The organism is Rhodoferax sp. (assembly GCF_030653815.1).
In the GTDB taxonomy this organism is placed as follows: domain Bacteria; phylum Pseudomonadota; class Gammaproteobacteria; order Burkholderiales; family Burkholderiaceae_C; genus Rhodoferax.
Genome location: NZ_JAURYQ010000004.1, coordinates 1 through 26534, shown reverse-complemented (window position 1 = coordinate 26534; position 26534 = coordinate 1). Strand labels below are relative to the sequence as shown.

Here is a 26534-nt window from a genome sequence, read left to right as displayed (position 1 = left end):
GCGCTGGCCACCCGCCTGCAAAGCCAATGGGGCAGGGTGGATGTGCTGGTCAACAACGCGGGGGTGGAATACCCCACCCCGATCGACAGCCCGGCGCCGGACGCCATGGCGCGCTGGGCGAGCCTGCTCGACAACAATGTGGTGAGCATGGTGCGCCTCACACGCGCGCTGCTGCCGCTGATGCCGGCAGGTGCCAGTGTCATCAACCAGTCGTCCATCTGGGGCAAGACCGGCGTTGCCGACTTTTCGGCCTATGTGGCAAGCAAACACGCGGTCGTCGGGTTGACCCGTTCGCTGGCGTTTGAGTTGGGCGCTCGCGGTATTCGTGTCAATGCGGTGTGCCCGGGCTGGATCCGCACCGAGGCCGCCATGCGCTCGCTCGCCAGCATGGCGCAGCAGCAGGGCCGCAGCGAGGCCGAGGTCGAGCGCGACTTGCTGGCGCATCAAGCCTTGCCCGGCATGCTGGCGCCCGCTGACATTGCCGGCATTTACCTGTTTTTGGCCAGCGCCGATGCCGCCCCGCTCACCGGCCAGGCGCTGGTGGTGAGCAACGGCGAGGTGATGAACTGATGGCCGCTGCCCTGAACCTGTCCCTGACCGGGCGCACCGCCCTGGTCACCGGTGCCGCGACCGGCATTGGCCGTGCCATTGCCCTGGCCTTTGCGCAAGCCGGTGCCGCCGTGGTGGTGAACCATCTGGGGCAAGCGGCGCAAGCCCAAGTCTTGGTGCAGGAGTTGCAAAGTTTTGGCGTGCCGGCCTGGGCGCTGGAAGCCGATGTGAGTCTTGCCGCGGACGTGGCCCGGCTGGCGGCGCAAGTGAAAAATGTCTGTGGTGCGCTGGATATTCTGGTCAACAACGCCGGCATCATCCAGGAAAAACCGTTTCTGGAGACGACCGAAGCCGACTGGGACCGTATGCTGGCGACCGACCTGAAATCGGTATTTTTGACCTGTCGTGCTTTCCTGCCCGCCATGGTGGCGCGCCAGCACGGCGTGGTCATCAACGTCGCTTCGGACCTGGGCATTCTGGGGCGCGCCCAGTTGGCCCCCTACTGCGCGGCCAAGGCTGGCGTGATCGGCCTGACCCGGTCGCTGGCGCGCGAGTTTGCGCCAGCCATACGCATCAACGCCATTGCGCCGGGGCCGGTGGCTACCGCCATGGTGTCGCTGGCCGCCATGAGCGCCGAATCGATTCAGAAAGAACTCGACATTCCCCAGCAGCGTTTTGCCGAGCCCGAAGAGATTTCGGCCACGGCGCTGTTTTTGGCGTCGGATTTGTCCCGTTTTTATTGCGGCCAAGTGCTTGGGCCCAATGGCGGCTCGGTGATGCCATGACGAATGCTGCCCGATCTCCGGCCTTGCCTTTGCTGGTGCTGCTGTTTTCGTCCTCGCTGTGGGGTCTGTCCTGGTGGCCCTTGAAACAGTTTGTCGAGGTGGGCTTAAGCGGTCCGGTACTGTCGATGCTGGTGTATGGTCCGGTGGGGCTGGCGCTGGCCGCCTACCTGTGGCGCGAACGCACGGCCTGGCGGTCGCAGGCCGGTCTGCTGGTCGCACTGGCGCTGGTGGGCGGCTGGGCCAACACCTCGTTTGTCAACGCGCTGATGCTGGGCGACGTGGTGCGGGTCATGTTTTTGTTTTACCTGTCGCCGGTGTGGTCGGTGCTGGGGGGCTGGCTGTTTTTGAAGGAGCGCGTCAGCACCCGGCGCAAGCTGGCCGTGGCGGTGGCGCTGGCCGGGCTTTGGCTGGTGCTGGGCGGGGCGCAGGCCTTCAGCGCCGCCTTGAGTGTGGCCGATGTGCTGGCACTCACGGCGGGGCTGGCGTTTGCCGGCAACAACGTCATCGCACGGGCCGGCCAGGCGATTCCGATCCGCTCCAAAACAGCGGCCGTGTTCCTGGGCTGCGGCGTGCTCTCCGGCCTCTGGGTGCTGGGCTTGGGCTCGCCTGTTCCGGCTGTGTCACTGCCGGTGTCGCTGGCAGTCATGGCTTACGGTTTTGGCTGGCTGCTGCTGGCCACCGCCACCTGGCAATTTGGTGTCACCCACATGGAAAGCGGTCGCGCCGGGGTGGTCATGCTGGCCGAACTGCTGGTGGCCGTGCTCACGGCCACCTGGTGGGGCGGCGAAGCTTTGTCGACCCTGGAATGGGTGGGCGGCGCGCTGATTGCCAGCGCCGCACTGATCGAGGCCACCGACACCGGCATGCCAGCCCCCGTCATCCCCATTTTGAAAAAGGAAACCCCATGAGCACTGTCTGGATGAACCAACTGTCCTGGCTCGACTACCAAAGCCGCATTCAACAAGACCAGCCGCCCATCTTGTTGCCAGTGGGTGCGCTGGAGCAGCACGGTCCCCATTTGCCGCTGGGCACCGATGGCCTGCTGTCGGCCTCGGTGGCGGCGGATGCGGCTGCGCGTGTGGGTGGCCTGGTGGCACCAACTTTGTCCTACGGTTACAAGTCGCAGCCCAAGTGTGGCGGCGGCCAGCATTTTTGCGGCACCACCAGCGTCGATGCGGCCACCCTGATTGGTTCGGTGCGTGATGCCGTGCGCGAATTTGCCCGCCATGGCGTCACCAAGTTGGTGGTGGTCAATGGCCACTACGAGAACCAGTGGTTTTTGATCGAGGGCATTGACCTGGGGCTGCGCGATGCAGGACCCGGCACCCAGCTTGAAGTCATGCGGCTCGAATACTGGGACTTCATGACCCCCGACACCCTGGCCGATGTGTTCCCGCAGGGTTTTCCCGGCTTTGCGCTGGAGCATGCCGCCGTGCTGGAAACTTCGATGATGTTGCACTACCACCCGTCTCTGGTGCGGCTGGACCTGATCCCCGACGATGGCCCGGCCGACTTTCCGCCGTACGACATGTACCCCACGCGCACCGACTGGGTGCCCGCGTCGGGCGTGTTGTCGTCGGCCAAAGGGTCCAGCGCGGAGAAAGGCCGTTTGCTGGCGCAGGAAGTCGCGGTGCGCATCGCCCAGGCGATTGAAAACGGGTTTTCCCCGGCGAAGTGACGACCATGGAACATGCGTGGACTAGTGACCCTGCCGCCACAGCGCTGCTGGTGATCGACATGCAGCGGGACTTTTGCAGTCCGCAAGGGTACGCGGCGCGCGCCGGGCTTGATGTCGCCCGGCTGGCCCGGCCCATCGCCCAAATTCAGCGCCTGCTGACAGCAGCGCGCGCGGCCGGCCTGCTGGTGGTGCACACGCGCGAAGGCCATCTGCCGGATCTGTCGGACTGCCCGCCGGAAAAAATGCGGCGCAGCATGCGGGTCGGGGCGCCCATTGGCAGTGCGGGCCCCATGGGTCGCCTGCTGGTGCGTGGCGAGTATGGGCACAATTTCATTGACCAATTAAAGCCGCAGGCCGGTGAAGTGGTGATCGACAAGCCGGGTTACGGTGCGTTCCACCTGACCGATCTGGAAGGCGCGCTCATTCGTCGCAGTATTCGTCACCTGATTCTGTGCGGCGTGACTACCGAGGTCTGCGTGCACTCCAGCTTGCGCGAAGCCGTGGACCGTGGTTATCGCTGCATCACCGTGGGCGACGCGACCGCCGCCAGCGACCCCGCTTTGCAGGCGCCAGCACTGGCAATGATCGGTGTCGAGGGCGGCATCTTCGGTCAGGTCGCCAGCACGGATCAAGTGCTGGCGGCGTTTCAAGCCACCACTGCACGGAAAGCCATCGCATGACCCAAGTCAAAAAAATGTGGCCGCTGCTCACCGCCACGCATCGCTACGACAAATCCATTTCGACCCTGAACCGGGGGCATGGGCAGCAGATCGAGGCGCCCATCCTGGCCTACCTGATCGAAACCGCGAATGGCCGCATCCTGTATGACGTGGGCTGTGACCACGCCAAAATCCACGACCCCATCGCCCGCGCCCGTTACTACAACCCGGACGTGTTCGCGTTCGGGGCGCCCGAGATGCTGGAGCAGCAGTGCATACCCCATCATCTGGCGCGTTTGGGGCTGACACCGGCGGATGTGGATGTGATCTTCATTGGCCATCTGCATTTTGACCATGCCGGTGGTTTGAAGGAACTCAAGCGCTGCGGCTGCGGCGCCGAGATTCATGTGCAGCACGACGAGGTGATTGCTGCGCGCAGTGGCGCCGACCCTGCGGTCTTTGCCGATGACCTGTTGGACGATGCGGGTGCGCCCTTGTCTTTTTGTCTGCAGCAGGGCGAATACAGCGTGCTGCCCGGGGTGCAGGCTGTGGCCACGCCGGGACACACCATCGGGCACATGTCGCTGCTGATCGAGTTGCCCAAGGGTCCGCCTGTGTTACTTGCGGGGGATGCCGCCGACCTGCAGGAGAACCTGGACGATGAGATCGCCCCGGGCACCCTGTGGCAAGGCCGTGAAGCCCAGGCGGTGGCGAGCATCCGCAAACTCAAGGCGCTGGCGTGCAACACCGGCGCGGTGATTTGGCCCAACCATGACATGGCGTTCTACCGCAGCCTGCCGCCGTTTCCAGGAGCCTGCGAATGAGCCCGGTGCCGGACCATTACCGCGGGGTCTGGGCGCGCACGTTGCTGGAAACCCCGCAGCAGCGTGATGAAAGCACTTTTGTGCGCTGGTTGCAGACCAGTCTTTGGCACGCCGACCTGCGCATTCCGGTGACTGTGCCGGAAATTGGCACGCAGCATCAGCTGGCGGGCCAGCAAGGATTTTGCGGCGTGACCCAGGTCGAGCGACAAGCCGACGGTGAGGTGTGCACCTGGCAGCGCCGTCTTGATTTTCAGCCAGCGCGCGCCGAGGTCGATGCCGGTGTCATGGTGTTTGAAACGTCGGAACGTGTGATCGAGACCGGGGTTCATTCGCCTTATCTTGAGATTTGGGAACGGCTGCCGGACTCCACCGGGCGTTTCATCGCGCTGGCCGGGCTTGATGAGGCGGGTGGCGACACCCGGGAGCGCTTCTTGGTGGCGGGTCGTTACGCCATGCATGTGCGGCCCCGGCGCCTGGCCTGGCCGGCCGACACAAGCGCCGGGCACACCCTGCTGGAGGTGATGGCCAGGCACCCCGGCATGGCCCAAGCGCTGCTGGACTTTGAAATTTCGTTTGGCACGCTGGAAGGCGGTGATTGGACCATTGAGCAGTCGACCTTGCCGGCGCTGACTGGGGCCTGCATGCCTTTTGCCGTGGCGCGCGTCAACGGGACATGCGCAACAGTTGGCAGTCCGGGTTTGGGAGAACAGTGGCAGGTGCTCGAATGGTCTGGCCAAGAGGCGCCTGTGTGAGTTACCGGTGCACCATGTGTGGACTCATTCACCATTTTGGTGCAGGGTGCCCCTGACTTTCGGCGCATACAAGGCGCGGGCCTGTCTCGCGGCTGATCGCGCCAACTGATTTCTGTTTAAACGCGCTGAATGCCAATATTTGCAAGCTGGCATCCAAGTTGCTTAGTTAACTCCAAGAGAGGGCGCTGTGCATGGCACGCTGCCTGACTTGCTAGACCGCTAGGGTTCCGGGCGCCAAATTTCCTTGGCGCTGTCTGGTCCGAGAGCTGTCGGCCGCTTTTCGTTGCGGCTCCACGGAGGGACAAAAGCCCGGGAGATGATGGTCTGTTGCACCGTCCTCTCTTGCTTTGTTTATCTGACCACTGGAGCCCGCATGACAGACACTTTTTCGCACCCGGCCCGTCCAGGCATCTGGCGCATTGCAGGCCAGTTGTCGCGCCGCCAATACTGGCTCTTCGCCATCCTTGGCTTGTTCGTCCCGTTTGCCGCCTGGGCGATGTTGTCCGCCTCGGGCTGGGTCGATCCGATGTTCCTGCCCGGCCCCTGGAATGTGCTGACGCGTTTGGTCACTTGGCTGCTGGAAGACGACCTGGCCGGTGATGCGCTCATCAGCACCTACCGCGTCGCCGCCGGTTTTGCGCTGTCGGCCGCGCTGGCCTTGCCGCTGGGTTTGCTGATTGGTGCCTTTCGCCCGGTCGAGGCCCTGCTCGAACCCCTGACCGACTTCATCCGTTACATGCCTGCGGTGGCTTTTATTCCGCTGGTGATGTTGTGGCTCGGCATTGGCGAAAGCGCCAAGATTTCCATCATCTTCATCGGCACATTTTTCCAGATGGTGCTGATGGTGGCCGACAACGTGCGCCTGGTGCCGCTGGCGCAGATCGAGGCGGCCTTGACCATGGGTGCCACCCGCTTCGAGATGATGCGTCTGGTGCTGGCCCAGTCGGCTCGCCCCGCCATTCTGGACACCCTGCGCATCACCATGGGCTGGGCCTGGACCTATCTGGTGGTGGCCGAGCTCGTCGCCGCCAATTCGGGGCTGGGTTACGCCATCCTGAAGGCGCAGCGCTACCTCAAGACCGACACCATCTTCGGCGGCATCATCCTGATCGGCCTGATTGGTCTGGTCATTGACCAGGGCTTTCGCTGGCTGCATCGCCGCCTTTACCCCTGGGCCCACACACGCGGTTAATAAGAGATCACACCATGTCCAAAGTCACCATTCAAAACGTCGGCAAGGTGTTCGAGCGCGCGGCCAGTCCGGTCCCGGCGCTGGAAAACGTCAACCTCAGCATCGACAACAACGAGTTCATCACGCTGGTGGGGGCCTCCGGCTGCGGCAAGTCCACGCTGTTGCGCATCCTGGCCGGGCTCGAATACCGCACCAGCGGCGAGGTGCTGTGCGATGGCCGCAACATCGCCGCGCCGGGCGCTGACCGCGCCATGGTGTTCCAGCACTACAGCCTGTACCCTTGGTTGACGGTGATGGAAAACATCAAGTTCAGCCGTCGGCTCAAGGTCAACCGTGAAAACCTGAGTTCGGCCGACGTGGAAGCGGCGTCGGGTCGTGCCGACGCCTTGCTCAATCTGATTGGCCTGAACAAGGTGCGTGACGCCTACCCGAACCAGCTCTCGGGCGGCATGCAGCAGCGCGTCGCCATTGCCCGCGCGCTGATGGGGCGGCCGTCGATTTTGCTGATGGATGAGCCGTTCGGCGCCCTCGACTCGCAAACGCGCGAGGTCATGCACGACCTGATTTTGCACATCCACCGCATCGAAAAAACCACCATTGTGTTTGTTACCCACGACGTGGAAGAGGCGGTGTACCTGGGCCAGCGTGTGGTGCTGATGCAGCCGCGCCCCGGGCGCATCCACAGCATTTTCCCGGTGCCGCTGCCTGCGCGGCGCACCCAGGACATGAAGCACAGCGAGCCGTTTCGGGCCTTGCGTGCCGAGATCCTGGCGCGTATTCGCGAGAGCACCGGTATCAGCACTGACCTGGACATGCTGGAGCAGTTGAACCTGCAAAGCGCCGATGTTTGAGTCAGTCAGAAACCATTTTTATCCCCCTTCTTCAAGCGAGTCCACCATGTCCCTTACTTTTGATGATTTACCAGCCCTGGCCCGCGCCGCCGTGCCTGTAACGTCTGCCCGCTTTTCGCCCGAGCTGGTGCTGTGGGAGGAATCGCTACCGGGGGGGTGTCACTGGTCGGGTCTGCTGCGCCGCGGCAACACGCTGCGCCTGACCGACCTGAATGGCAAGGCCAATGTGTCGGCGCTGTTTTTCAACCAGGAAGAAAAGACCGAGCGCTACAACATGCCCGACACGCTCAAGGCGCAGCACACGGCTTTCCTGACGCAAGCTCATGTGTGTTATTCGGACATGGGGCGGGTGCTGTGTTCCATCACCGAGGACACCTGCGGCTGGCACGACACGTTTTCCGGGGTGCTGGATGCAGCCGGCGTCGCCAGGAAGTATGGCCAGGCGCGGTACCAGGAGCACCGTAACGGCATGTTCCGCAGTGGCCAGGATGGACTGGTGGTGGAGCTCAACAAATGGGGTCTGGGCCGCCGCGACCTCAATGCCAATGTCAACTTTTTCAGCAAAGTGACCGCCGATACGCAAGGCCGCCTGCAGTTCGAAACAGGACACCGGCAGGCCGGCCAGCATGTGGACTTGCGCTTCGAGATGAATGTGCTGGTGATGCTGTCCGCCGCGCCGCACCCGCTGGACCCCGCGCCGGCCTATGCGCCCGGTCCGGTGCAACTGACCGCCTGGCGTTCGGGCACCGCCGGTGCCACCGACCCCTGCCGCCTGTTGTGCCCGGAAAACGGCCGCGGCTTCATCAACACCGAGCGCTGGTTTCTGTGAACCCGTGCACGCCACACCGCCCATTCGTCTGAACCCTCATTGCAAGGAAATCCACCATGTCTGCCAATCTTCACTTTAGCGATCTTGACCCGGCGCAGGCCGTTGTGGATGCCATCGTGCCAGCGGGCGAGCCCTGGCTGCAAAAAATCGCCAAAGGCCAGATTTTTCGCATTGTCGACCTCGAAGGTAACCAGGCCGTGGACACGCTGTTCTTCAATGCCGATGACCCCGAAGAACACTACAGCCTCACGCACACCATGCAGGCCCAGGGCGCTTTGTACCTGAGCCTGGGCAGCGTCTTGATGTCCAGCGAGGGCCGGCCCATGCTGACCATCGTGGCCGACACCTGCGGCCGCCACGACACGCTGGGCGGTGCCTGTTCCTGTGAAAGCAACACGGTGCGTTACGCGCTGGAAAAGCGCGCCATGCACAGTTGCCGTGACAGCTTCATGGCCGCCATTGCCAACAGCCCCTATGGCCTGCACAAGCGCGACATTGCCTCCAACATCAACTTCTTCATGAACGTGCCGGTCACGCCCGAGGGCGGGCTGACATTTGAGGACGGCGTATCGGCCCCCGGCAAATATGTCGAGATGCGCGCCGAGATGGATGTGGTGGTGCTGATCTCCAACTGCCCGCAACTCAACAACCCGTGCAACGCCTACAACCCGACGCCGGTGCGCTGCCTGGTGTGGAACCCGGCCTGACACCCCAACTTGCAGGCCGGACGACCGGTCCTGTGTTCATGCCCGGCTGGACGACCTGCCCCTGATCTGATCTGACCATGTTCAAAAAAGTACTTGTAGCCAATCGCGGTGCCATTGCCTGCCGCATCATCCGCACGCTGCGCCAGATGGGTGTGGGCGCGGTGGCCATTTATTCCGAGGCTGATACCGAGTCCGCCCATGTGGCCATGGCCGACGAGGCGGTGTGTGTCGGCTCGGCGGCGGTGGCCGGCAGTTACCTGGCGATGCAGCGCATCATCGAGGCCGCGCAGGCCACGGGCGCGCAGGCCATCCATCCCGGCTACGGTTTTCTTTCGGAAAACGCGCAGTTTGTCGAGCTGTGCGAGGCGGCCGGGCTCGCCTTCATCGGCCCCACGCCGCAGCAAATGCGCACCTTCGGCCTCAAGCACACGGCGCGCGCGCTCGCTGCTGAGGCCGGTGTGCCCTTGCTGCCCGGCACCGGCCTGTTGGCTGACCTGGACGCCGCGCTGGCACAGGCCAACCTCATTGGCTACCCGGTGATGCTCAAGAGCAGCGCCGGCGGCGGTGGCATTGGCATGCAGATGTGCCCCGATGCCGATGCGCTGCGCAGCGCCTTTGAGTCGGTGAAGCGCCTGGCGCAGTCCAATTTTTCGGATGCCGGGGTGTTTCTGGAGCGATTCATCAGCGATGCGCGCCACATCGAGGTGCAGATTTTTGGCGATGGCGCGGGCAATGTGCTGGCGCTCGGCGAGCGCGACTGTTCGCTGCAGCGGCGCAACCAGAAGGTGGTGGAAGAAACACCGGCGCCCAATTTGCGCACGGAAGTACGCCAGGCGCTGCTGGACACCGCACGCAAGCTCGCCAGCAAAGCCTGTTACCGCTCGGCCGGCACGGTGGAGTTTGTCGTGGACGCGGCCACCCAGGAGTTCTTTTTTCTGGAAGTCAACGCCCGCCTGCAAGTGGAGCACGGCGTCACCGAGGCGGTGACCGGCATCGATTTGGTGGACTGGATGGTGCGCCTGGCCGCCGGTGACATGCCGCCCTTAAGCACCCTGCAGGTAGTGGCGCGCGGCCATGCGGTGCAGGCCCGCCTGTACGCCGAGGACCCGGCCAAGAATTTTCAGCCCTCCACCGGCTTGTTGACCGAGGTGCGTTTTCCGGGCGACATCCGGGTCGACACCTGGATTGCGCGGGGCAGCGAGGTCAGCGCCCATTACGACCCGATGCTGGCCAAGCTGATCGCGCATGGCGATGACCGTGTGCAGGCCCTGGGCAAGCTGGCCCAAGCCCTGGACGAGACGCGCATCGCCGGACTGGAATCCAACCTCGACTACCTGCGCGCCGTGATGCATTTCGCGCCATTCACACAAGGGCGCCACACCACGCGCAGCCTGGCCACGTTCAGCGCGCCCAGCCATGCCATCGACGTGCTGAGCCCAGGCGTGCAAAGCTCGGTGCAGGACTGGCCGGGCCGCCTGGGTTACTGGGATGTGGGTGTGCCGCCTTCGGGCCCCATGGACGCGCTGGCGTTGCGCCTGGCCAACCGCCTGGTGGGCAACCCGGAAGGCGCGGCGGCGCTGGAGATCACCGTGGCCGGTCCGGGTTTGCGCTGCCGCAGTGCCATGCAGGTCGCGGTGACCGGTGCGTCCATCGAGTTGACGCTGGATGGTGCGCCCGTGCCCATGAACGTCCCCCTCATGCTGGAGGTGGGTCAAACCCTGCGCCTGGGTCGCATCACCGGTGCCGGCTGCCGCGCCTACCTGGCCGTGGCCGGCGGCATCGACGTGCCCGATTATTTGGGCAGCAAAGCCACTTTCACGCTGGGCCAGTTTGGCGGCCATGGCGGTCGCGTGTTGCGCGCCGGCGATGTGCTGCACGTCGGCCAGCTCGCCAGTTTGCCTGCCATGCAGCCCGAGACCGCTGCGGCCCTGATCCCCAGTTATAGCAGCCATTGGGATATCGGGGTGTTGGTCGGGCCGCATGCCGCGCCCGACTTTTTCACCGCTGACGACATGGCCATGTTTTTTGCCACCGACTGGCAGGTGCACTACAACTCCAGCCGCACCGGGGTACGCCTGATCGGCCCCAAGCCCGGCTGGGCGCGCCGCGATGGTGGCGAGGCCGGGCTGCACCCGTCCAACATCCATGACAACGCCTACGCCATTGGCGCCATTGATTTCACCGGCGACATGCCCGTCATCCTGGGGCCCGACGGCCCGAGCCTGGGTGGCTTTGTCTGCCCGGCCACGGTGGTGCAGGCCGAGTTGTGGAAGCTGGGCCAACTCGCGCCCGGCAACACGGTGCGCTTTGTGCCCTTGCGCCACGCCGATGCCACGGCCCTGTTGCGCGCACAACAGCAGGCACTGGCGGCACCAATCATCGATGTTCATGAGGCCACGCCAGTTCCGGCCGCCAGCAGCCAGCCACTGGATGGCCCGGTGCTGCACCGCGTGCCAGCGCAGGGCGACAGTGTCGAGGTGGTGTACCGACGCGCCGGTGATGCCTATGTGCTGGTGGAGTTTGGCGAGTTGCAGCTCGACCTGACGCTGCGTTTTCTGGTGCACGCCCTGATGGCGCGGTTGCAGGCGCTGCGGGATGCCGGCCAACTGCCCGGCGTGATCGACCTGACGCCGGGCATTCGCTCCCTGCAGGTGCATTACGACCCGCTGGTGTTGCCGCTGGCCCATTTGATGGACCACTTGCTGCAGGCGCAAGCGGGCCTGAGTGCCAGCACCGACATCGAAGTGCCCAGCCGCACGGTCTGGCTGCCCTTGTCGTGGGACGACCCGGCGACGAAACTGGCGATTGAAAAATACATGCAGTCGGTCAGTGCCGACGCACCCTGGTGCCCGAGCAACATCGAGTTCATTCGGCGCATCAATGGCTTGCCTGACATTCAGGCGGTCTACGACATCGTGTTCGAGGCCAGCTACATGGTGCTGGGCCTGGGTGACGTGTACTTGGGCGCGCCGGTGGCGACACCGCTGGACCCGCGACACCGGCTGGTCACCACCAAGTACAACCCGGCGCGCACCTGGACCCCGGAAAACGCGGTCGGTATTGGCGGCGCCTACCTGTGTGTGTACGGCATGGAGGGCCCCGGCGGCTACCAATTTGTCGGTCGCACGGTGCAGATGTGGAACCGCTGGCGCGAGACCCGTGAATTTGTTGCCGGCAAGCCCTGGCTATTGCGCTTTTTTGACCAGATCCGTTTCTACCCCATGGGGGCGCAGGAGTTGCTGGACTACCGCAAGGACTTCGTTGCGGGACGCGTCGGGTTGCGCATCGAAGAGGGCAGCTTCCGCCTGTCCGACTACCAGCGTTACCTGGCTGACAACGCGCAATCCATTGCCCAATTCAAGCAGGGCCAGCAAGCCGCCTTTGAGTCCGAACGGGAACGCTGGCGGCTCGCCGGGGTGTCAGAAGCGCCCGATACCGGAGCCGCCGACGACGCTGCCGCCCGGGCCGCAGCGGCCCAGGTTTTTGACGGCGAGGTGGTGGCGTCCCAGGTGTCGGGCGGGGTCTGGTCGGTGCTGGCCACGGTGGGCGCGCAGGTCAAGGCCGGCCAGGCGCTGCTGGTGATCGAGTCGATGAAGATGGAAATCACCGTGTATGCCCCGTGTGACGGTTGTATTGAACAGCTGCTGTGCACCGAGGGCCAGGCGGTGACCGCCGGCCAAGCGCTGGTGCTGATGCGTCAGTCCTGAACCCCATACTTTAGAAGGAGATGAAGATGCTTGATTTGTCCATTCCCGCGCTGCGGGCCCGCTACCTGGATGGCAGCCTGACGCCGAAGGCGCTGGTGGAGGCCTTGCATGCGCAGATGCTGGCGGAAGATGCGCTGCTTGAGCGCCATGTCTGGATTCGCCGCCTGACGTTGGATGAAATGCGTGCCTATGCTGCGGCACTGGACGGCCGTGATCCGGCCACCTTGCCGCTGTATGGCATTCCGTTTGCCATCAAGGACAACATTGACCTGGCCGGCATTCCCACTACGGCGGCCTGCCCCGAATTTGCCTACACCCCCGAGGCCAGCGCCACGGTGGTGCAGCGGCTCGTTGCGGCCGGCGCCATTCCCGTGGGCAAGACCAACCTGGACCAGTTCGCCACCGGTCTGGTGGGGGTGCGCTCGCCCTATGGCGCATGCCGCAACGGCATTGATCCGGATTACGTCTCGGGCGGCTCATCGGCTGGTTCGGCCGTGTCGGTGGCACGTGGTCTGGCCAGTTTCTCGCTCGGCACCGACACCGCGGGTTCCGGCCGTGTGCCGGCCATGCTGAACAACCTGGTGGGCCTGAAACCCACCTGCGGCCGGCTTCCCGCCACCGGTGTGGTGCCGGCCTGCCGCACGCTGGACGTGGTCTCGGTGTTCGCCCTCACCGCCGGTGATGCGGCCGCCGTGCTGGCGGTCGCGCAGGGCGAAGACCCGCTGGATGCGTATTCGCGCAACCTGCCCCCACACGGCCACAACTTTGGCGCCGCCAGTGCCTTTCGTTTTGGCGTGCCGCGTGACGCCGATCTGGAATTTCATGGCAACCCGGAAGGCCCGGCCCAGTTCGCCCAGGCGGTGGCGCAGCTGGTCGCCCTGGGCGGCACGCCGGTGACTGTGGACCTGAGGCCGTTTCGTGCCGTGGCGACCCTGCTTTACGAAGGCCCGTGGGTGGCCGAGCGTTACCAGGCCATCCGCGCCTTTATCGAGGCCCAACCCGAAGCGCTGCACCCGGTGACACGCGCCATCACCGAAAAAGGTATCCAGATATCCGCCCCCGACACCTTTGCCGCGCTGTACCGCCTGAAAGAACTACAGCAAGAAACGCTTCCCGTTTGGGACAACATCGACTGCCTGGTCACGCCCACGGCCAGCACGGCCTACACCATTGCGGCGGTGGAAGCAGACCCGATCCGGCTCAACTCCAACCTGGGCCACTACACCAATTTCGTCAACCTGCTGGATCTGGCGGCGGTGGCCGTGCCCACCGGCTTCATGAGCGCCGCCATGGCGAACATGCCCTGGGGCGTGACGCTGGTGGCACCCGCAGGTCAGGACCTGCCGCTGCTGTCGCTGGCGGCGCGCCTGCACGCGAGCGCCGTGCCGACCGTGGGTGCCACGCTGCACGCACCGCACCGCTTGCCCAGTGCCACGCCCGACACGGCGGTCTTTCCGTCGGGCCTGGTGCGGGTGGCGGTGTGTGGCGCGCATTTGAGCGGCCTGCCCCTGAACTGGCAACTGACGCAGCGCGGCGCCCGGTTGCTGCAGACCACCCACAGCGCGCCCTGCTACCAGTTGTTTGCCTTGCCTGGCGGCCCACCGTACCGGCCCGGCATGGTGCGGGTCGCCGAAGGGGGGACTGCGATTGAGCTGGAGGTGTGGGAGTTGCCGGCGCAGAATTTTGGCTCGTTTGTGGCGGGTATCCCGGCACCGCTGGGCATTGGTTCAATTGAGCTCGCTGACGGCAGCCAAGTGCAGGGCTTTGTCTGCGAGGCCTATGCCACCTTGATGGCCAAGGACATCAGCCACCTGCGCGGCTGGCGCGCCTACCTGCGCAGCATCTCGCCATAGAGGATTGACGGTGGCCCCACGGACCGAGGCCACCGGAAAGAAACCAGAGGATCAGGCGCCGTGCATGGCGCCGTCAGTCTCCGGTCGGGCCGTATGCCACTGGACCGGTTGCGCCAGATCGGCCGGGCGCGTGGTGTGCTCACAGGGCATGCGGCACATGCGGCCATCGTGTTGCGGGCAGTCGCGGTTGAAGGTCACCACATGGTCGACCTGGGCCCGAATGCCGATCCACTCGCCCAGAGAATGGTCGTGGTGGCTGGGCACCAGCGCCATCACGGTTTCGCCGGTGGCCAGGCGCAAGGTGTAGAGAAATTCGGCGCCGCGAAACGCCTTGCGCATGATCTGCGCCTTCACCGGTGCATCGTCATCGTGCACGATGTCGTCGGCGCGCAGCAGCACGTCGCAGGCACCGCCCGAATAGGCGCAAGGCAGCGGGCACTCGGCCATGTCGGTCAGGTTGCCCAGCGGCGTCTGCACCACCACCTCCCCCGCCACGTCGCGGATCACGGCCGGGGTAAAAACGCCGTGACCAATGAATTCGGCAACAAAGCGCGAGGCCGGCCGGTGGTACAGCGTGTAGGCGCTGTCCCACTGGTGCAGTTCGCCCTGGTGCATGACGCCAATGGTGTCGCCCACGGCAAACGCTTCCAGCTGGTCGTGGGTGACAAACAGGGCGGTGGCGTTGGCGGCTTTCAGGATGCCGCGTACCTCGTAGGCCAGCCGCTCGCGCAGGTCCACATCGAGGTTGGAAAAGGGTTCATCCAGCAACAGCAGGCGCGGCCCGGGGGCCAGCGCCCGCGCCAGCGCCACGCGCTGTTGTTGCCCGCCTGACAACTCATGGGGGAATCGGTTTTCCTGGCCTTCCAGCCCCACCAGCGCCAGCACCTCGGCCACTCGGGCTTGGCGCTCGGTGCGCGGCAGGTGATCAATGCCGAAGGCCACGTTGCGGCCAATGCTCAGGTGCGGAAACAGCGCGTAGTCCTGAAACACCATGCCCACCTGGCGCGACTCCGGCGGCAGCGACACACCGGCCTGGCTGACCACCTCGCCACCCAGGCGGATGACACCGGCACTGGCCTGCTCCAGCCCGGCCACTGCACGCAGCAGCGTGGTTTTGCCGCAGCCCGACGGTCCGATCAAGACGCCAATGTCGCCGGCCCGCAAGCCGAAGGACACATCATGGACGGCCGGGACCTTTTGGCCGGCATAGGTGACGCTGAGTTGGGAGACTTCGAGGAACATGAAAAACATTCTAAATGATTACAATTCTCATTTGATTTAACTTTGCCCATCAATGCGCTTGCTCAGACTGCGTCAGTTCCTGTTTTTGCTGTTGACCGCAGTCTTCATGCTGCCGGTGCTGGCGGTCATGGCGTCCTGGTTTTCCATGGGTGGAGCCGATGGCACCGCCCGGCAGATTTTGCGCGAGATGGCGCAAACGGTATTGCCCGATTATTTGGGCACCACGCTGCTGTTGAGCGCGCTGGTGGGCGTGGGCGTGGTGGGGGTGGGCCTGTCCTGTGCGGCTGCGGTGACGCTGTTTGACTTCGCCGGCCGGCGTTTTTTTGAATGGGCGCTGTTGCTGCCACTGGCCATGCCGGCTTATGTGGTGGCTTACGCCTACACCGACTTTTTGCAGTTCAGCGGGCCGTTTCAAACCATGGTGCGTGAGCTCACGGGTGGGCAGGGCAGGGTGTTCCCCGAGGTGCGCAACCTGGGTGGCGCCGCCTGGGTCTTCGTCTTTTCGCTCTACCCCTATGTTTATTTGCTGGCGCGCACGGCCCTGAGCGAGCGCGCCGCGCACTTGATGGAGGCGGCCCGCCTGCTGGGTGCGCCCATGCGCCGGCGCATGTTCGAGATCGCCTTGCCCTTGGCGCGCCCGGCGGTGGCGGCCGGCACAGCGCTGGCCTTGATGGAAACCCTGGCCGACTTTGGCGTGTCAAGCTACTTTGGCATCCAGACCTTCACCGCCGGCATTTACAAGGCCTGGTTGTCGATGGACAATCGCCTGGCCGCTGCCCAATTGGCCACCGTGTTGCTGGCCCTGGTGGCACTGCTCCTGTTCCTGGAGCGCCGGTCCCGGCAGCAACTCCGTTTTGCTGCCAGCCGGGGTGCCCGGGCCGGGTCCATGGACGCGCGGCCGCTCAAGCTCACAGGCCGGCCACTGCTGCTGGCCTGGTTGCTGTGTGGCGTGCCGGTGCTGGCCGGTTTTGTGTTGCCGGTCCTGTTCATGCTGCGACCGCTCATCGCCGACTGGTCGGTGCTGTCCTGGGGTTCATTTTTGGGCTGGGCCGTGAACAGTGTGCGTCTGGGGCTGATCAGTGCGGTGTTGGCCGTGGCGCTGGCTTTGGCGCTGGCCTTCAGTGCGCGGCGCCACCCCGATGCACCCACGCGCTGGGCGGTGCAGCTGGCGGGCCTGGGTTATGCCGTGCCCGGTGCGGTGATCGTGGTCGGGCTGCTGTTGCCGGTGGGCTGGCTGCAGGCCCAGTGGCCTGACAGCGGCGCGGGTTACCTCATGACGGCCACGGTGTTTGGCCTGGTGTGGGCTTATCTGGTGCGTTTTTGTGCGGTGGCGCTGCAATCGGTGCAAAGTGGTTATGCCCGCATTCCAGCGAGTTTTGATGATTCGGCGCGCATGCTGGGCAGTGGTGAATGGGGCTTGTTGAAGCGGGTGCACTGGCCGCTGTTACGGCGCTCCACCGCAGTGGCCCTGTTGCTGGTGTTTGTCGATGTGATGAAGGAATTGCCCGCCACCCTGGTGCTGCGGCCTTTCAACAGCGACACCCTCGCGGTCGTGGCCTACCAGCTGGCACGCGATGAGCGCCTGGGCGAGGCGGCGTTGCCGTCGTTGGCACTGGTGCTGGTGGGTCTGATTCCGGTGATCATGCTCAGTCGCACGCTCCGGTCCAGCGCGGGCTGAACGTAAAATCGCTAATATAAGCGCGTTGAAATCCATGAAGTCACTTTTAACCGTGCCACGCAAGGGCTTCAAGCGAGCGCCCTAAAAAAACAAGGACCCAGCGTCATGCCACTCCAGCCGACCACCCCTGACACAGCAAAAGTAGTCAAAACCGACCAAACCTACGAGTCGGCCGCCGACCTGTTTCGTGTCATGTCGGCACCCATGCGGCTCAAGATCATCAACTGCCTGTGCGACGGCGAAAAAAATGTGAGCTACCTGCTGACGCAGGTCGACACCACCCAGCCCAACATGTCGCAGCACCTCAACACCTTGTACCAGGCCGGCATCCTGGGCAAACGCCGGGACGGGGTGCAAATTTTTTACCGCATCATTGACCAGCGCATTGTCTCGATCTGCGAAGCCGTGTGTCACGAAGTCGACCGCAAGATCACCAGCATGCCGACCTGAGCGCGCCGGCTTGCGCATAACCCATATGGGTTACCTGGCCCCATCCTTTGCGGTGATAGACGCATGGGGCCGGCTCATCAAAAATCGCCCAGTCGCAACACCGTCTCCTTCGCAAGAAGTGGGTGGTGTTATGAAATGAATATTCGGCTTCAAGCCATTAACTCACGGAGATATCCCATGGAATTTAACAAAGAATTTGACGCGTCCGGTCTTTCCTGCCCACTGCCCATCGTCCGCACCAAGAAGGCACTGGCCGACATGACGTCGGGGCAGGTATTGAAAGTGATCGCCACCGACCCCGGCTCGGTCTGCGACATGGCGGCCTTTGCCGAGCAAACCGGCAATGCCTTGCTGGAGCAGGGCAGCGAAAACAGCAAGTTCGTGTTTTTCCTCAAGAAAGCCTGATCCTCCGGGATCTCCCCAACCTTACTCGGAGCGCACACATGGCAGCTAAAAAAATGGCCTTGATCGCCACCAAGGGTACCTTGGACATGGCTTACCCCCCGTTCATTCTGGCCTCCACGGCCGCCGCGCTGGGCTGGGAGGTGCAGATATTTTTCACCTTCTATGGTTTGCAACTGCTGCGCAAGAGTCTCGATGACATCAAGATCAGCCCGCTGGCCAATCCGGCCATGCCGATGCCGGTGCCGATGCCTGTCATGGTGCAAATGTTGCCGGGCATGGAATCCATGGCGACCATGATGATGAAAAACAAGATGAAGTCCAAGGGTGTGGCCTCTTTGCAGGAACTGCGTGACATCTGCCTGGAGTCGGAGGTCAAGTTTGTCGCCTGCCAGATGACCGTGGACCTGTTCGAGTTCGAGACCAGCGAGTTCATCAAGGATGTGGAGTACGGCGGTGCCGCCACGTTCATGAAGTTTGCCGGCGAATCCGACGTCTGCCTGTTCATTTAAGCCATGATCAAACGACTGCTCCTGGGCGCTGCCCTGTTGTGCGCGGCCCAGCTCAGCCTGGCCCTGTCACCCTACACCCACGCCAGCAAACTACCGGCGGCAGAGCTGCCGGCGCAGCTTTCTCAGGTTGAGAAAAAACTGCAGGCCGAAGGCTTCAGCGTGCTTGGGCAGCACCTGCCCAAGGGGGTTGCCGGACGTGCCAGCCTCGTGGTCGCCGACCCGGCCATGCTGGCGGCCATTCGCGCCAGCGGTCCCAGCAGCAGCATTGTGGCGGCGGCCATTCGCGTAGGCGTTGACAGCGAGGGCAATGTATCCTACATGAACCCGGACTATTGGTACCGGGCTTATTTGCGCGGCAAGTTTGCGGTCTCGCAAGAGGCGGTCAAATCGGTGCAACAGCGCCTGGTCAAAGCCTTGGGCGAGGGCACCGGTTTTGGCGGTGACGTGCCGCAGGCCGAGTTGACCGACTACCGCTACATGTTTGGCATGGAGCGTTTTGACTCGGCCAACAGTGAACTCGCCAGCTACGCCAGTTTCGACGAGGCGCTCAAGGCGGTGAAGGACAACCTGGCCAAGGGTGTGGGCGACACCCGGCAGGTGTATGAGGTGGTCATGCCCGACAAAAAAATGGCGGTGTTCGGCGTGGCCATGAACAGCAGCAGCGACGGCGAAGGCTGGTGGGTCAACAAGATCGGCACGGACCATCCTGCAGCCCTGCCCTACGAATTGTTCATTGTCGACAACAAGGTCTACGCCCTGTACGCACGTTACCGCATTGCGCTGGCCTGGCCGGCCCTGGGCATGGGCCAGTTCATGACGATCATCAACGCCCCCGAGGCCATTCGCACAACCATGGTGCGACTGGCCACTGCTGGCAAATAATTTAACCCGTTTCAGGAGCCCATGATGACTGAGCCCAGCGACTTGAGCAGCATGGTGGTGTGGGGCGGTTTCGCCCTGGCCTTCATTTTTGGTGCCGTGGCCAACAAGACCAATTTCTGCACCATGGGTGCGATCTCGGACGTGGTCAATATGGAACACTGGGGCCGCATGCGCATGTGGCTGCTGGCCATTGCGGTGGCCATGATCGGCACCAATCTGTTGTTCCAGTTGGGGCTGATTGATCTGTCAAAGTCCATTTACGTCCGCCCCAGTTTGCCCTGGCTGTCGCTGGTGCTGGGTGGCGTGATCTTTGGCGTGGGCATGACCATTGCGGCCGGCTGCGTCAATAAAAACCTGGTGCGCCTGGGCGCGGGCAGCCTGCGTTCGCTGGTGGTGCTGGTGTTCGTGGCGATCTCGGCCTACATGACCCTCAAGGGCCTGTTCGGTCAGTGGCGTGCCAGCTACCTCGACCCGGTTACGTTGGACCTGGCGCAGTGGGGTCTGGCAGGTCAAACCCTGCCCCAAATTCTGGCCAAGCTGACCGGCCTGGCTGCCCAACCCGCGCTGCTGGCCAGCGTGGCGGTGCTGAGCCTGGGGCTGGCGGCCTTTGCCCTGAAAGACAAGCGCTTTCGCGGCAACCCGGTGCAATGGCTGGGGGGCGTGGTGCTGGGCTTGCTGATCGTGGCCGGCTGGTACCTCACCGGCCACCTGGGTCACGGCGAAAGCCCCGAGACCATGGAAATGGTTTACTTTGCCACCAACACCCGCACCCTGGAGTCCTTCAGTTTTGTCGCGCCCACCGCCTTCAGCCTGGAATTGTTGATGCTCTGGACCGACCAGTCCCTGCGCGTGAGCTTTGGCATTGCCAGCGCCATTGGTGTGGTGCTGGGTTCGCTGGCCTACGCCCTGGCCAGCCGCCAGTTTCGCTGGGAAGGTTTTGCCTCGATGGAAGACCTGCGTACCCAGTTGCTGGGTGCCGTGCTGATGGGCTTTGGCGGTGTCACCGCGCTGGGCTGCACGGTGGGCCAGGGCATGACCGGCATCTCGACGCTGGCGATCGGGTCCTTCATCGTGCTGGCCGGCATCATCGGTGGTGCCGCAGCCACTATGCACTACCAGAACTGGCGCGCTTGAATCCCATGCCCTTTGTTGTTGACGCCACCGAGTCCGATTTTGAGGATGCGGTGGTGCTGCGCTCCCACCAACTGCCGGTGCTGCTCGACATCGGCGCCGACTGGTGTAGCCCCTGCCGGGTGCTAACCCCCTTGCTGGAGCGTTTGGCGCAGGACTACGCCGGCCGTTTTGTGCTGGTCAAGGTCGATGCCGATGAAAACATGCGCATCGCCGGGCGCCATCAGGCCAAAGGTTTCCCGACCGTGATCGGCTACAGCCATGGCCAGGTCATCGACCGTTTTCACGGTATGCAGACCGAAGGTTTCTTGCGCCGTTTTCTGGACCAGCTGCTGGCCCACCACGCCAAATCACCCCAACCGGAGAACACACAATGAACTTGCCCGAACGCGACGGCGACGGTTATCTGACCGACATGGGGGACTGGACCGACGAAATCGGCCGCGCCATGGCCGAGGCCGACGGCTATGAGTTGGATGATGTCAAGTGGACGCACATCCTCAAGGCACGCGCATATTACGAAGAATTCGGCAGCGTGCCGCCCATTCGCAAATTTGCCAAGTACATCGAGGAAGACCAAAACGCCGTTTTCAAACTGTGGATGACCGGGCCGATGAAGCCGATCACCAAATACGGCGGCTTACCCAAGCCTACCGGTTGCGTTTAGGGTCGGTACATACTGACTCGTTGATCCGTTAATTTCCGGATTCGTTAGCCAAACCCGCGCAGCGACTGGCTTTGGCGGCTTCCTCATACTGGAGTACCAGAAATCGTCAGCCCCCAAAGCCAGCCACTGCGCTGGGCGTGGCCTCGGCCGTCATGGATTGCGGGTCAAGCCCGCAATGACAACCGTTTTCAGTTTGTCTTCAAAACCTCCGCATATTCACTCCATCGCGTGGTAATCCCCAGGGGTGGTCACCGATTTCTGGTACCCCAGTATGAGGTGGCCGCCCCTGGGGATTGCCATGCGCAGCAAATCACCGCAGTTTGAACGCGGCAAGCATCGCTCACCGTCGGACTTCTAGCGGGCGTCGGGATTGTTGTGGATTGGCGAGCGACGCCGAATCTGCCAAGCACCGATGTGCTCAACAATGGTTTGCCAGGGCAGGTCGAGCAGGCTGTCAAACCGGCTGTGCGCCAGTTGCACCATGGCGTGGACATCGGTGTTGGGCGCTGCCAATGCGGCTTGTAATCCGTTCAGGCCGCCACAGCTCAGCTTCATCGCGGCCTGATGCGGGATCTCGGTGGCCGGGCGCGGCAGCCGCAGCACAAAGGTGGCGCGCTCGTAAAACAGGTCCCTCAATGTACCGCAGTTGATGTGCGCCACCGGCACGGTGCAGGCCACGACCTCACGCTCGGCCAGGGCATGGCGCTGGGACAGACTGCAACTGGCGCAGCCTGACAGGAGCGCCTTGGAAAAAACGCAGGGGCTGGGGTTGAGGCGCTCGCGTGAGGCGTGAAAGGCCGCTTCATCCACCATCGTTTACCTTGCGACCTCAGTCGTCGCCCTTGGGACCGGCCGTGCGCACCTGGCACAACAGGTTTTCGGCCTGCAGGGGGGTGTCGGCAAAGATCACCTTGATCTTGTCCGTGGCCGGCAAGTCAGGTTGCAGGCGCAGCGCTTTGGCTTGGCTGGAGGCCTCGGCAAAGGTGTCATGGGCGCTGAGTTGGTCCAGTTGGGTAAAGGGTTTGACGCGGTAAATGTAATAAGGCATGGCAGGGGAGGGTGTTTGCCGTCAGACAAGGTCAGACGTAATGTTTGGAGGCGCGGCGCCGACCGGGCAGGGCCTTTTGAATGATGACGCCGTGGATGGATGACAGGTCAGGAATGGCGGCATCGGGAAAGGCTGGGTTCAGTGGGTGCAACATCCAACCGGCCTCGGTACGCAGCAGTTGCCGGAAGGTCCATTCCTGATCGTGCATGGCCAGCACGTAAGAGCCGTCTTTGGCCAGGCCTTCGGGTTCGATCAGGATGATTTCGCCCTCCAGAAATTCCGGCGCCATGCTGAAGCCCTGCACCATCAGTGCAAAAGACTCGCCGCCTGCGCATTCGGGCAGGGTGGCGTCAAAGGCGGATTGGGTCGCTTCAACATAGGTCTTGCTGACATCAGGGACTTGGGTTTGCATGGGTCTTGGGGGGTGAGAAGGGTCAAAGCACCAGGCTGGCGATCTGGGATTCGGCCACGCCGGAGGTGCGCAGTTCGTCATGCAGGGCGCGCACAAATTCAACGGGGCCGGCCAGGTAGAAGTCGCAGTCAATGTCAAACAAATCGGCGCGCATGGCCTGGGCGATTTGCCAGGCACCCAGGGCGGCGTCGGGGTGGGTGTCGAGTTCGTATTCGAACTGGTCCAGCGCCTCCGACCAGGCCCGGCACTGGTTGCTGTAGAAGTGACCGTCCGGGCGTGTCGCCAGCCAGAACAGCGACAGCGACGGTGCGGCGTCAAGCGACAAGGCGTGCTCGATCAGGCTCTTGATCGGGCCAAAACCGGCGTCGCAAGCGGCAAACACCAGCGGGCGGTGGCCTTCTGCCAGCACAAATTCGCCGCTCGGACCTACTACCGTCACGGTACTGCCCTGTTTGATGTCACCGGCAAACAGGCGCTGTGCAAAGCTGTCGGTGGCGTTGCGGGTGATGAAGAACAGCAGGTTGCGCTCGTCGCAGGGGCAACTGGCCAGCGGGTAGCTGGTCGAGGCGTCCTCATGTCCGGCCAGCGTCCAGCCCACTTGCACCGACTGGCCCGCCAGAAAGCGCAAGCGGTGGCTGCGCGGGGTTTGCAGGTGCAGCAACACGGTGTCCGGCGCCAGTTTGGTGATGGCACGCACCTGGGTGGCAATCATCTGCACAGGAATGTCACGCGGGTCGCAGGCTTCGAGCAACTCCAGCGTCAGCTCGCTGCTGGCGGCGGTGTGGCAGCACATCAAGGTGTAGCCCTGGGCTTTTTCGGCCTCGGACAGCGCATAGTCAAAGTGCTGGGTCTTGGCCACCTCGCCCGAAATCACACGCACCTTGCACATGCCGCAACTGCCGTTGCCACAGCCGTAATTGAGTTTAAGCCCGGCGTGCAAGCCTGCCTGCAACAGGTTGGCGCGCCCCTCCACCGGGAATTGGTGGCCGCTGGGGCGCACCGTGACCTGGGCCGTCATGATTTTGAGCATATCGTCCATCACCTCCAGCATGTCCACCGGCTCGGTGGCCAGCGCCTGGGCCAGCCCCTGCGTGATCTGTTGTTCCAGTGCCAGCCAGTCAGCGGCACCAGGGTGCTGGTCCAGTTGCTGGCGAATGTCCTGCTGCAGGCCGACCACCAGTTCATGGTAGCGCTGCAGGTGTTTGCGCACATCGGCGAGTTCCTGGCTTTGCGCAAACAGGCGCTGCGCCAGCACCTCCTGGCTCGGTAGCAGACGCTCGCGCAAGCGTTTGCCAAAGGCTTCATCGCGGATTTGCGAGACCCGCTCCAGCAGGCCCGATTCTTCCAGCTGGGCGTCGGGGTAAAGTTTCAGCAAGACGTCGGTGGAAACCCAGCCGTCGTTGAGCACCAGGCTACCGTCGCGCACTTTTTGCTGCAGCACGCCGCGCGCCACACCCAGCAACTGGGCGGCGCGCCAAACACTGACCTGATGACTCATGGTGTGAGGGCTCCTGTGGTGGGTCGGTCCAGCCGGTCCAGATAACGCGCCCGGTACAGCAAGCGCGGGGCCTGCGGGTCGTCGTTAAAGCCGGCGCGGTCATGCAGCACGTTGTTGCACACCAGGCCCATGCCGGCCTCCAGCCGCAGACGAAAAAAGTGGCGGCTGTCGCCGGCCAGAAAATCAGCCAGAAACGCCACCGCGTCGCGCGTGGTGGCATCGTCTTTCCAGACAATGCTGCGCGTGCGTGCGGTGTAGCGCATGTGCAATTGACCGCTCAGTGCGTCGACCATGAACACCGGGCCGGCTTGCTCCGGGCGGGCCATGCCGTCGTCGTCCAGCCGCGCCGGAATGGTCATGGCATCCATCGCCATCAGGGCGCGCACCCATTCCGGGTTGGCCTCCCGCAGCGCAATGTAGGCCATCTCATGGTTCATCAGCGCGGTGTCGCCACCCCGGCGCGCCGGGCGCACACAATGCAGCACCATGCCCTTGATGGGGCGGGTCTCGGGATGGTAATAGCCGTCGGTATGCCACTTGATGGGGCGGTTGGTGTAGGGGATGAACGCAGTCCGTTCACCCGTGGGTGCCGCCACCGCAATCGGCGAAATGCCGTCTTCGTCGGCCAGCCAGTTGCCATCGAGCTGGTGCAGACCGAGCTGGCGTGCCAGCTGGATCGGAATGGCTTTGTCCTCAGAAACCACCGGGCTGCGGTAGATGGCCATGTTGGCCACCTCGCAGCACTGCAACAACGCCTCGCGTTCCGGCGCGGACAAGGCACGCGGGTCGGCCACATCGACGATCAGGTCACTCGCCTGGTGCGGTTGGCGGGCCAATTTGGCGTCGCGCCAGCGCTGATAGGCCAGGGGCTGCGCCAGGTCGAACGGGTTTTGCATGGTGTGCTCTGCCTCAGTCGCCCGAAACGCCTGCGCGCGAGGCCCGCGAGGGCCGGGGCTCGGTGGATAAAACGCCGTCCATGCCGCGCTGGATCATGTCCAGCGCATCGGGTACTTCGCTGGCCATGATCTGGTCTACCACCCAGCGCTGGTCTTTTTGCGGCATCAGCGCCTCGATGCGGTGCCCGAGGTAACGCACGAAGGCAAAGTCAGGCCCCTTGGCATCAAAACCGAAGTCGGCGTAGTGCTCTGACAGTTCGTTGAACAGGTCGATGAACTGCGCGTAGTGGCTGGCTTGCCCGGCGGCTGGCACGCCCATGAGTCCGTCCTCGTTGTCCTGCAGGATTTGGGCCACGCGCTGCACCAGGGCGGTCATGAACTCGGCGCGTTCGTCATCCTCCATGCGGGCATGGGCCATGCGGTCGATCACCTGGGTCAAAAACACCAGCACCTCGTGGGTGAACGCAAAATACTGCGGCCCGATCTCGATATCGAACCGCGCCGTGCGCATTTGCTTGAGCGTGTTTTGCGCTACGCGCCAGGTGATGAAGGCCATGGCGCTGGCATTTTGCTGCGGCGTTTTGGTGCCGCTGTCGCGAAACCACTGGCTCTTGATCCTCAGCTTGGCCATACATCACCTCGAAATTGCCAAGGTCGCCAGTTGGACAAGCGCAGGGTCATGTCAGTAGCCGCCCTTGCCCAGCGGCTGCGGCAAGGCCGCCACCTTGGGGCCCTGTTTGGCCGGTCCGATGGGAAACAGGTCGTAGAGGTACTTGCTGTCCACCTCGGGGCGAATCTCGGCAAACCCTTTGAGCATGTTGCGGAAATTGGGGGTATGGCCATGTTCGCGGTATTGTTCACGCAGGTAGTTGATGACCTCCCAGTGCGCGTCGGTCAAGTTGATGCCTTCCGCCTCGGCAATGACGCGCACCGCGTCATCTTCATACAGTGGCTCCAATAAAAAACCTTGTTCATCGGTCTCGTAGTCGGTGCCATTGATGGTGTAAGCCATTGAATTTCTCCTTGGTTGCGTTGATGAATTGTTAAACCGCCGCAGCGGATTTGTGCGGTATGAAAATGCCGCAGCCGAGCAGCCGGTGTGGCCCGATGCCGTGCCGCTGCAGGTGCAGCGAGGGCTCGGGCGCCAAGCCGTGCAGCATCAGGCTGAACGTGGGGACCACGCCACTGGCCAGCGTCAGTTGCTGGCGTTTGCCGCAGACGCGTTCGCCGCCCACACCCAAGCCGGACAAGGCCTGCGTGACACTGGCCATGAAGGCCACCTCGTCGGCATCCGTTGCGGCCACATGAAAGGCGTACAGCGTGGTGTGGG

General features: G+C 63.5%; 30 protein-coding genes and 1 riboswitch. Of the genes, 21 read left to right on the top strand and 9 right to left on the bottom strand.

Features of this window, described 5'->3' with window-relative positions:
* The 13 genes from Q7U49_RS00875 to atzF all read left to right on the top strand — a co-directional run.
* On the top strand, window positions 1-570 hold a 570-nt coding region (locus tag Q7U49_RS00875), incomplete at its 5' end, for an SDR family NAD(P)-dependent oxidoreductase (RefSeq protein WP_304761831.1).
* Entirely contained in the window at window positions 570-1334 is a 765-nt protein-coding gene (locus Q7U49_RS00870) for an SDR family NAD(P)-dependent oxidoreductase (RefSeq protein WP_304761830.1), read from the top strand. The genes Q7U49_RS00875 and Q7U49_RS00870, both read left to right, overlap by 1 nt.
* Entirely contained in the window at window positions 1331-2242 is a 912-nt protein-coding gene (locus Q7U49_RS00865; protein WP_304761828.1) for a DMT family transporter, read from the top strand. The genes Q7U49_RS00870 and Q7U49_RS00865 overlap by 4 nt, the downstream gene beginning before the upstream one ends.
* On the top strand, window positions 2239-3012 hold the full coding sequence (locus tag Q7U49_RS00860) for a creatininase (RefSeq protein ID WP_304761826.1): 774 nt from the start codon (window positions 2239-2241) through the stop codon (window positions 3010-3012). Before Q7U49_RS00865 ends, Q7U49_RS00860 begins: the two co-directional genes overlap by 4 nt.
* Before the next feature lie 5 nt (window positions 3013-3017).
* Window positions 3018-3692 carry a cysteine hydrolase family protein gene (locus Q7U49_RS00855; protein WP_304761824.1) on the top strand — a complete coding sequence of 225 codons (675 nt, stop codon included), beginning with the start codon at window positions 3018-3020 and terminating at the stop codon, window positions 3690-3692.
* Window positions 3689-4495, top strand: coding sequence for an N-acyl homoserine lactonase family protein (locus Q7U49_RS00850; protein ID WP_304761823.1), 807 nt, complete (start codon window positions 3689-3691; stop codon window positions 4493-4495). Before Q7U49_RS00855 ends, Q7U49_RS00850 begins: the two co-directional genes overlap by 4 nt.
* Window positions 4492-5247: a hypothetical protein gene (locus Q7U49_RS00845; RefSeq protein ID WP_304761821.1), complete on the top strand. Its 756-nt coding sequence runs from the start codon at window positions 4492-4494 to the stop codon at window positions 5245-5247. Before Q7U49_RS00850 ends, Q7U49_RS00845 begins: the two co-directional genes overlap by 4 nt.
* Before the next feature lie 208 nt (window positions 5248-5455).
* Window positions 5456-5565: riboswitch (guanidine-I (ykkC/yxkD leader) on the top strand.
* A gap of 55 nt (window positions 5566-5620) precedes the next feature.
* Window positions 5621-6439 (top strand): ABC transporter permease, encoded by an 819-nt coding sequence (locus Q7U49_RS00840; protein WP_304761819.1) that lies wholly within the window; start codon window positions 5621-5623, stop codon window positions 6437-6439.
* Window positions 6440-6453: 14 nt separating this feature from the next.
* Window positions 6454-7290 (top strand): ABC transporter ATP-binding protein, encoded by an 837-nt coding sequence (locus Q7U49_RS00835; RefSeq protein WP_304761818.1) that lies wholly within the window; start codon window positions 6454-6456, stop codon window positions 7288-7290.
* Between the two features lie 46 nt (window positions 7291-7336).
* Window positions 7337-8119 (top strand): urea amidolyase associated protein UAAP1, encoded by a 783-nt coding sequence (locus Q7U49_RS00830; protein WP_304761816.1) that lies wholly within the window; start codon window positions 7337-7339, stop codon window positions 8117-8119.
* A 56-nt stretch (window positions 8120-8175) separates the two neighbouring features.
* Complete coding sequence (locus Q7U49_RS00825) at window positions 8176-8826, top strand: urea amidolyase associated protein UAAP2 (RefSeq protein WP_304761814.1); 651 nt, start codon at window positions 8176-8178, stop codon at window positions 8824-8826.
* A gap of 77 nt (window positions 8827-8903) precedes the next feature.
* Complete coding sequence (gene uca, locus Q7U49_RS00820) at window positions 8904-12533, top strand: urea carboxylase (protein WP_304761812.1); 3630 nt, start codon at window positions 8904-8906, stop codon at window positions 12531-12533.
* 20 nt (window positions 12534-12553) lie between these two features.
* Window positions 12554-14386 carry an allophanate hydrolase gene (gene atzF, locus Q7U49_RS00815; protein ID WP_304761810.1) on the top strand — a complete coding sequence of 611 codons (1833 nt, stop codon included), beginning with the start codon at window positions 12554-12556 and terminating at the stop codon, window positions 14384-14386.
* A 51-nt stretch (window positions 14387-14437) separates the two neighbouring features.
* Here atzF and Q7U49_RS00810 read toward each other — a convergent pair whose 3' ends face one another.
* Complete coding sequence (locus tag Q7U49_RS00810; protein ID WP_304761809.1) at window positions 14438-15628, bottom strand: ABC transporter ATP-binding protein; 1191 nt, start codon at window positions 15626-15628, stop codon at window positions 14438-14440.
* Between the two features lie 52 nt (window positions 15629-15680).
* On the opposite strand from Q7U49_RS00810, the gene Q7U49_RS00805 reads away from it, so the two are divergent.
* From Q7U49_RS00805 to Q7U49_RS00770, 8 genes are all read left to right on the top strand, one after another.
* Window positions 15681-17306: an iron ABC transporter permease gene (locus tag Q7U49_RS00805; protein WP_304761807.1), complete on the top strand. Its 1626-nt coding sequence runs from the start codon at window positions 15681-15683 to the stop codon at window positions 17304-17306.
* A gap of 105 nt (window positions 17307-17411) precedes the next feature.
* Window positions 17412-17756 carry a helix-turn-helix transcriptional regulator gene (locus Q7U49_RS00800; RefSeq protein ID WP_304761805.1) on the top strand — a complete coding sequence of 115 codons (345 nt, stop codon included), beginning with the start codon at window positions 17412-17414 and terminating at the stop codon, window positions 17754-17756.
* Between the two features lie 177 nt (window positions 17757-17933).
* On the top strand, window positions 17934-18161 hold the full coding sequence (locus Q7U49_RS00795) for a sulfurtransferase TusA family protein (RefSeq protein WP_304761803.1): 228 nt from the start codon (window positions 17934-17936) through the stop codon (window positions 18159-18161).
* Between the two features lie 38 nt (window positions 18162-18199).
* Entirely contained in the window at window positions 18200-18670 is a 471-nt protein-coding gene (locus Q7U49_RS00790) for a DsrE/DsrF/DrsH-like family protein (protein ID WP_304761801.1), read from the top strand.
* Window positions 18671-18673: 3 nt separating this feature from the next.
* Entirely contained in the window at window positions 18674-19552 is an 879-nt protein-coding gene (locus tag Q7U49_RS00785) for a hypothetical protein (RefSeq protein WP_304761799.1), read from the top strand.
* A 24-nt stretch (window positions 19553-19576) separates the two neighbouring features.
* Window positions 19577-20686: a YeeE/YedE family protein gene (locus tag Q7U49_RS00780; protein ID WP_304761797.1), complete on the top strand. Its 1110-nt coding sequence runs from the start codon at window positions 19577-19579 to the stop codon at window positions 20684-20686.
* A 5-nt stretch (window positions 20687-20691) separates the two neighbouring features.
* On the top strand, window positions 20692-21060 hold the full coding sequence (locus tag Q7U49_RS00775) for a co-chaperone YbbN (RefSeq protein WP_304761795.1): 369 nt from the start codon (window positions 20692-20694) through the stop codon (window positions 21058-21060).
* Window positions 21057-21350, top strand: a complete 294-nt coding sequence (locus Q7U49_RS00770) for a TusE/DsrC/DsvC family sulfur relay protein (RefSeq protein WP_304761793.1) — start codon at window positions 21057-21059, stop codon at window positions 21348-21350. The genes Q7U49_RS00775 and Q7U49_RS00770 overlap by 4 nt, the downstream gene beginning before the upstream one ends.
* 354 nt (window positions 21351-21704) lie before the next feature.
* On the opposite strand, the gene Q7U49_RS00765 is transcribed toward Q7U49_RS00770, so the two are convergent.
* The 8 genes from Q7U49_RS00765 to Q7U49_RS00730 form a co-directional block, all read right to left on the bottom strand.
* Window positions 21705-22163, bottom strand: coding sequence for a hypothetical protein (locus tag Q7U49_RS00765; RefSeq protein ID WP_304761791.1), 459 nt, complete (start codon window positions 22161-22163; stop codon window positions 21705-21707).
* Window positions 22164-22179: 16 nt separating this feature from the next.
* Window positions 22180-22398 (bottom strand): hypothetical protein, encoded by a 219-nt coding sequence (locus tag Q7U49_RS00760; RefSeq protein WP_304761790.1) that lies wholly within the window; start codon window positions 22396-22398, stop codon window positions 22180-22182.
* Window positions 22399-22429: 31 nt separating this feature from the next.
* Complete coding sequence (locus Q7U49_RS00755; protein ID WP_304761788.1) at window positions 22430-22810, bottom strand: S24 family peptidase; 381 nt, start codon at window positions 22808-22810, stop codon at window positions 22430-22432.
* 22 nt (window positions 22811-22832) lie between these two features.
* The gene (locus Q7U49_RS00750) at window positions 22833-24308 is read right to left on the bottom strand and encodes a 2Fe-2S iron-sulfur cluster-binding protein (protein WP_304761786.1); all 1476 of its coding nucleotides are present in this window, start codon (window positions 24306-24308) and stop codon (window positions 22833-22835) included.
* Window positions 24305-25204, bottom strand: a complete 900-nt coding sequence (locus tag Q7U49_RS00745) for a TauD/TfdA family dioxygenase (protein ID WP_304761784.1) — start codon at window positions 25202-25204, stop codon at window positions 24305-24307. The genes Q7U49_RS00750 and Q7U49_RS00745 overlap by 4 nt, the downstream gene beginning before the upstream one ends.
* A gap of 13 nt (window positions 25205-25217) precedes the next feature.
* Window positions 25218-25835: a hypothetical protein gene (locus tag Q7U49_RS00740; RefSeq protein WP_304761782.1), complete on the bottom strand. Its 618-nt coding sequence runs from the start codon at window positions 25833-25835 to the stop codon at window positions 25218-25220.
* 51 nt (window positions 25836-25886) lie between these two features.
* Window positions 25887-26216 (bottom strand): TusE/DsrC/DsvC family sulfur relay protein, encoded by a 330-nt coding sequence (locus Q7U49_RS00735; protein WP_304761780.1) that lies wholly within the window; start codon window positions 26214-26216, stop codon window positions 25887-25889.
* 31 nt (window positions 26217-26247) lie between these two features.
* Window positions 26248-26534, bottom strand: a 287-nt coding sequence (locus Q7U49_RS00730) for a type I-MYXAN CRISPR-associated protein Cas6/Cmx6 (RefSeq protein WP_304761778.1), incomplete at its 5' end; no start/stop codon positions are given.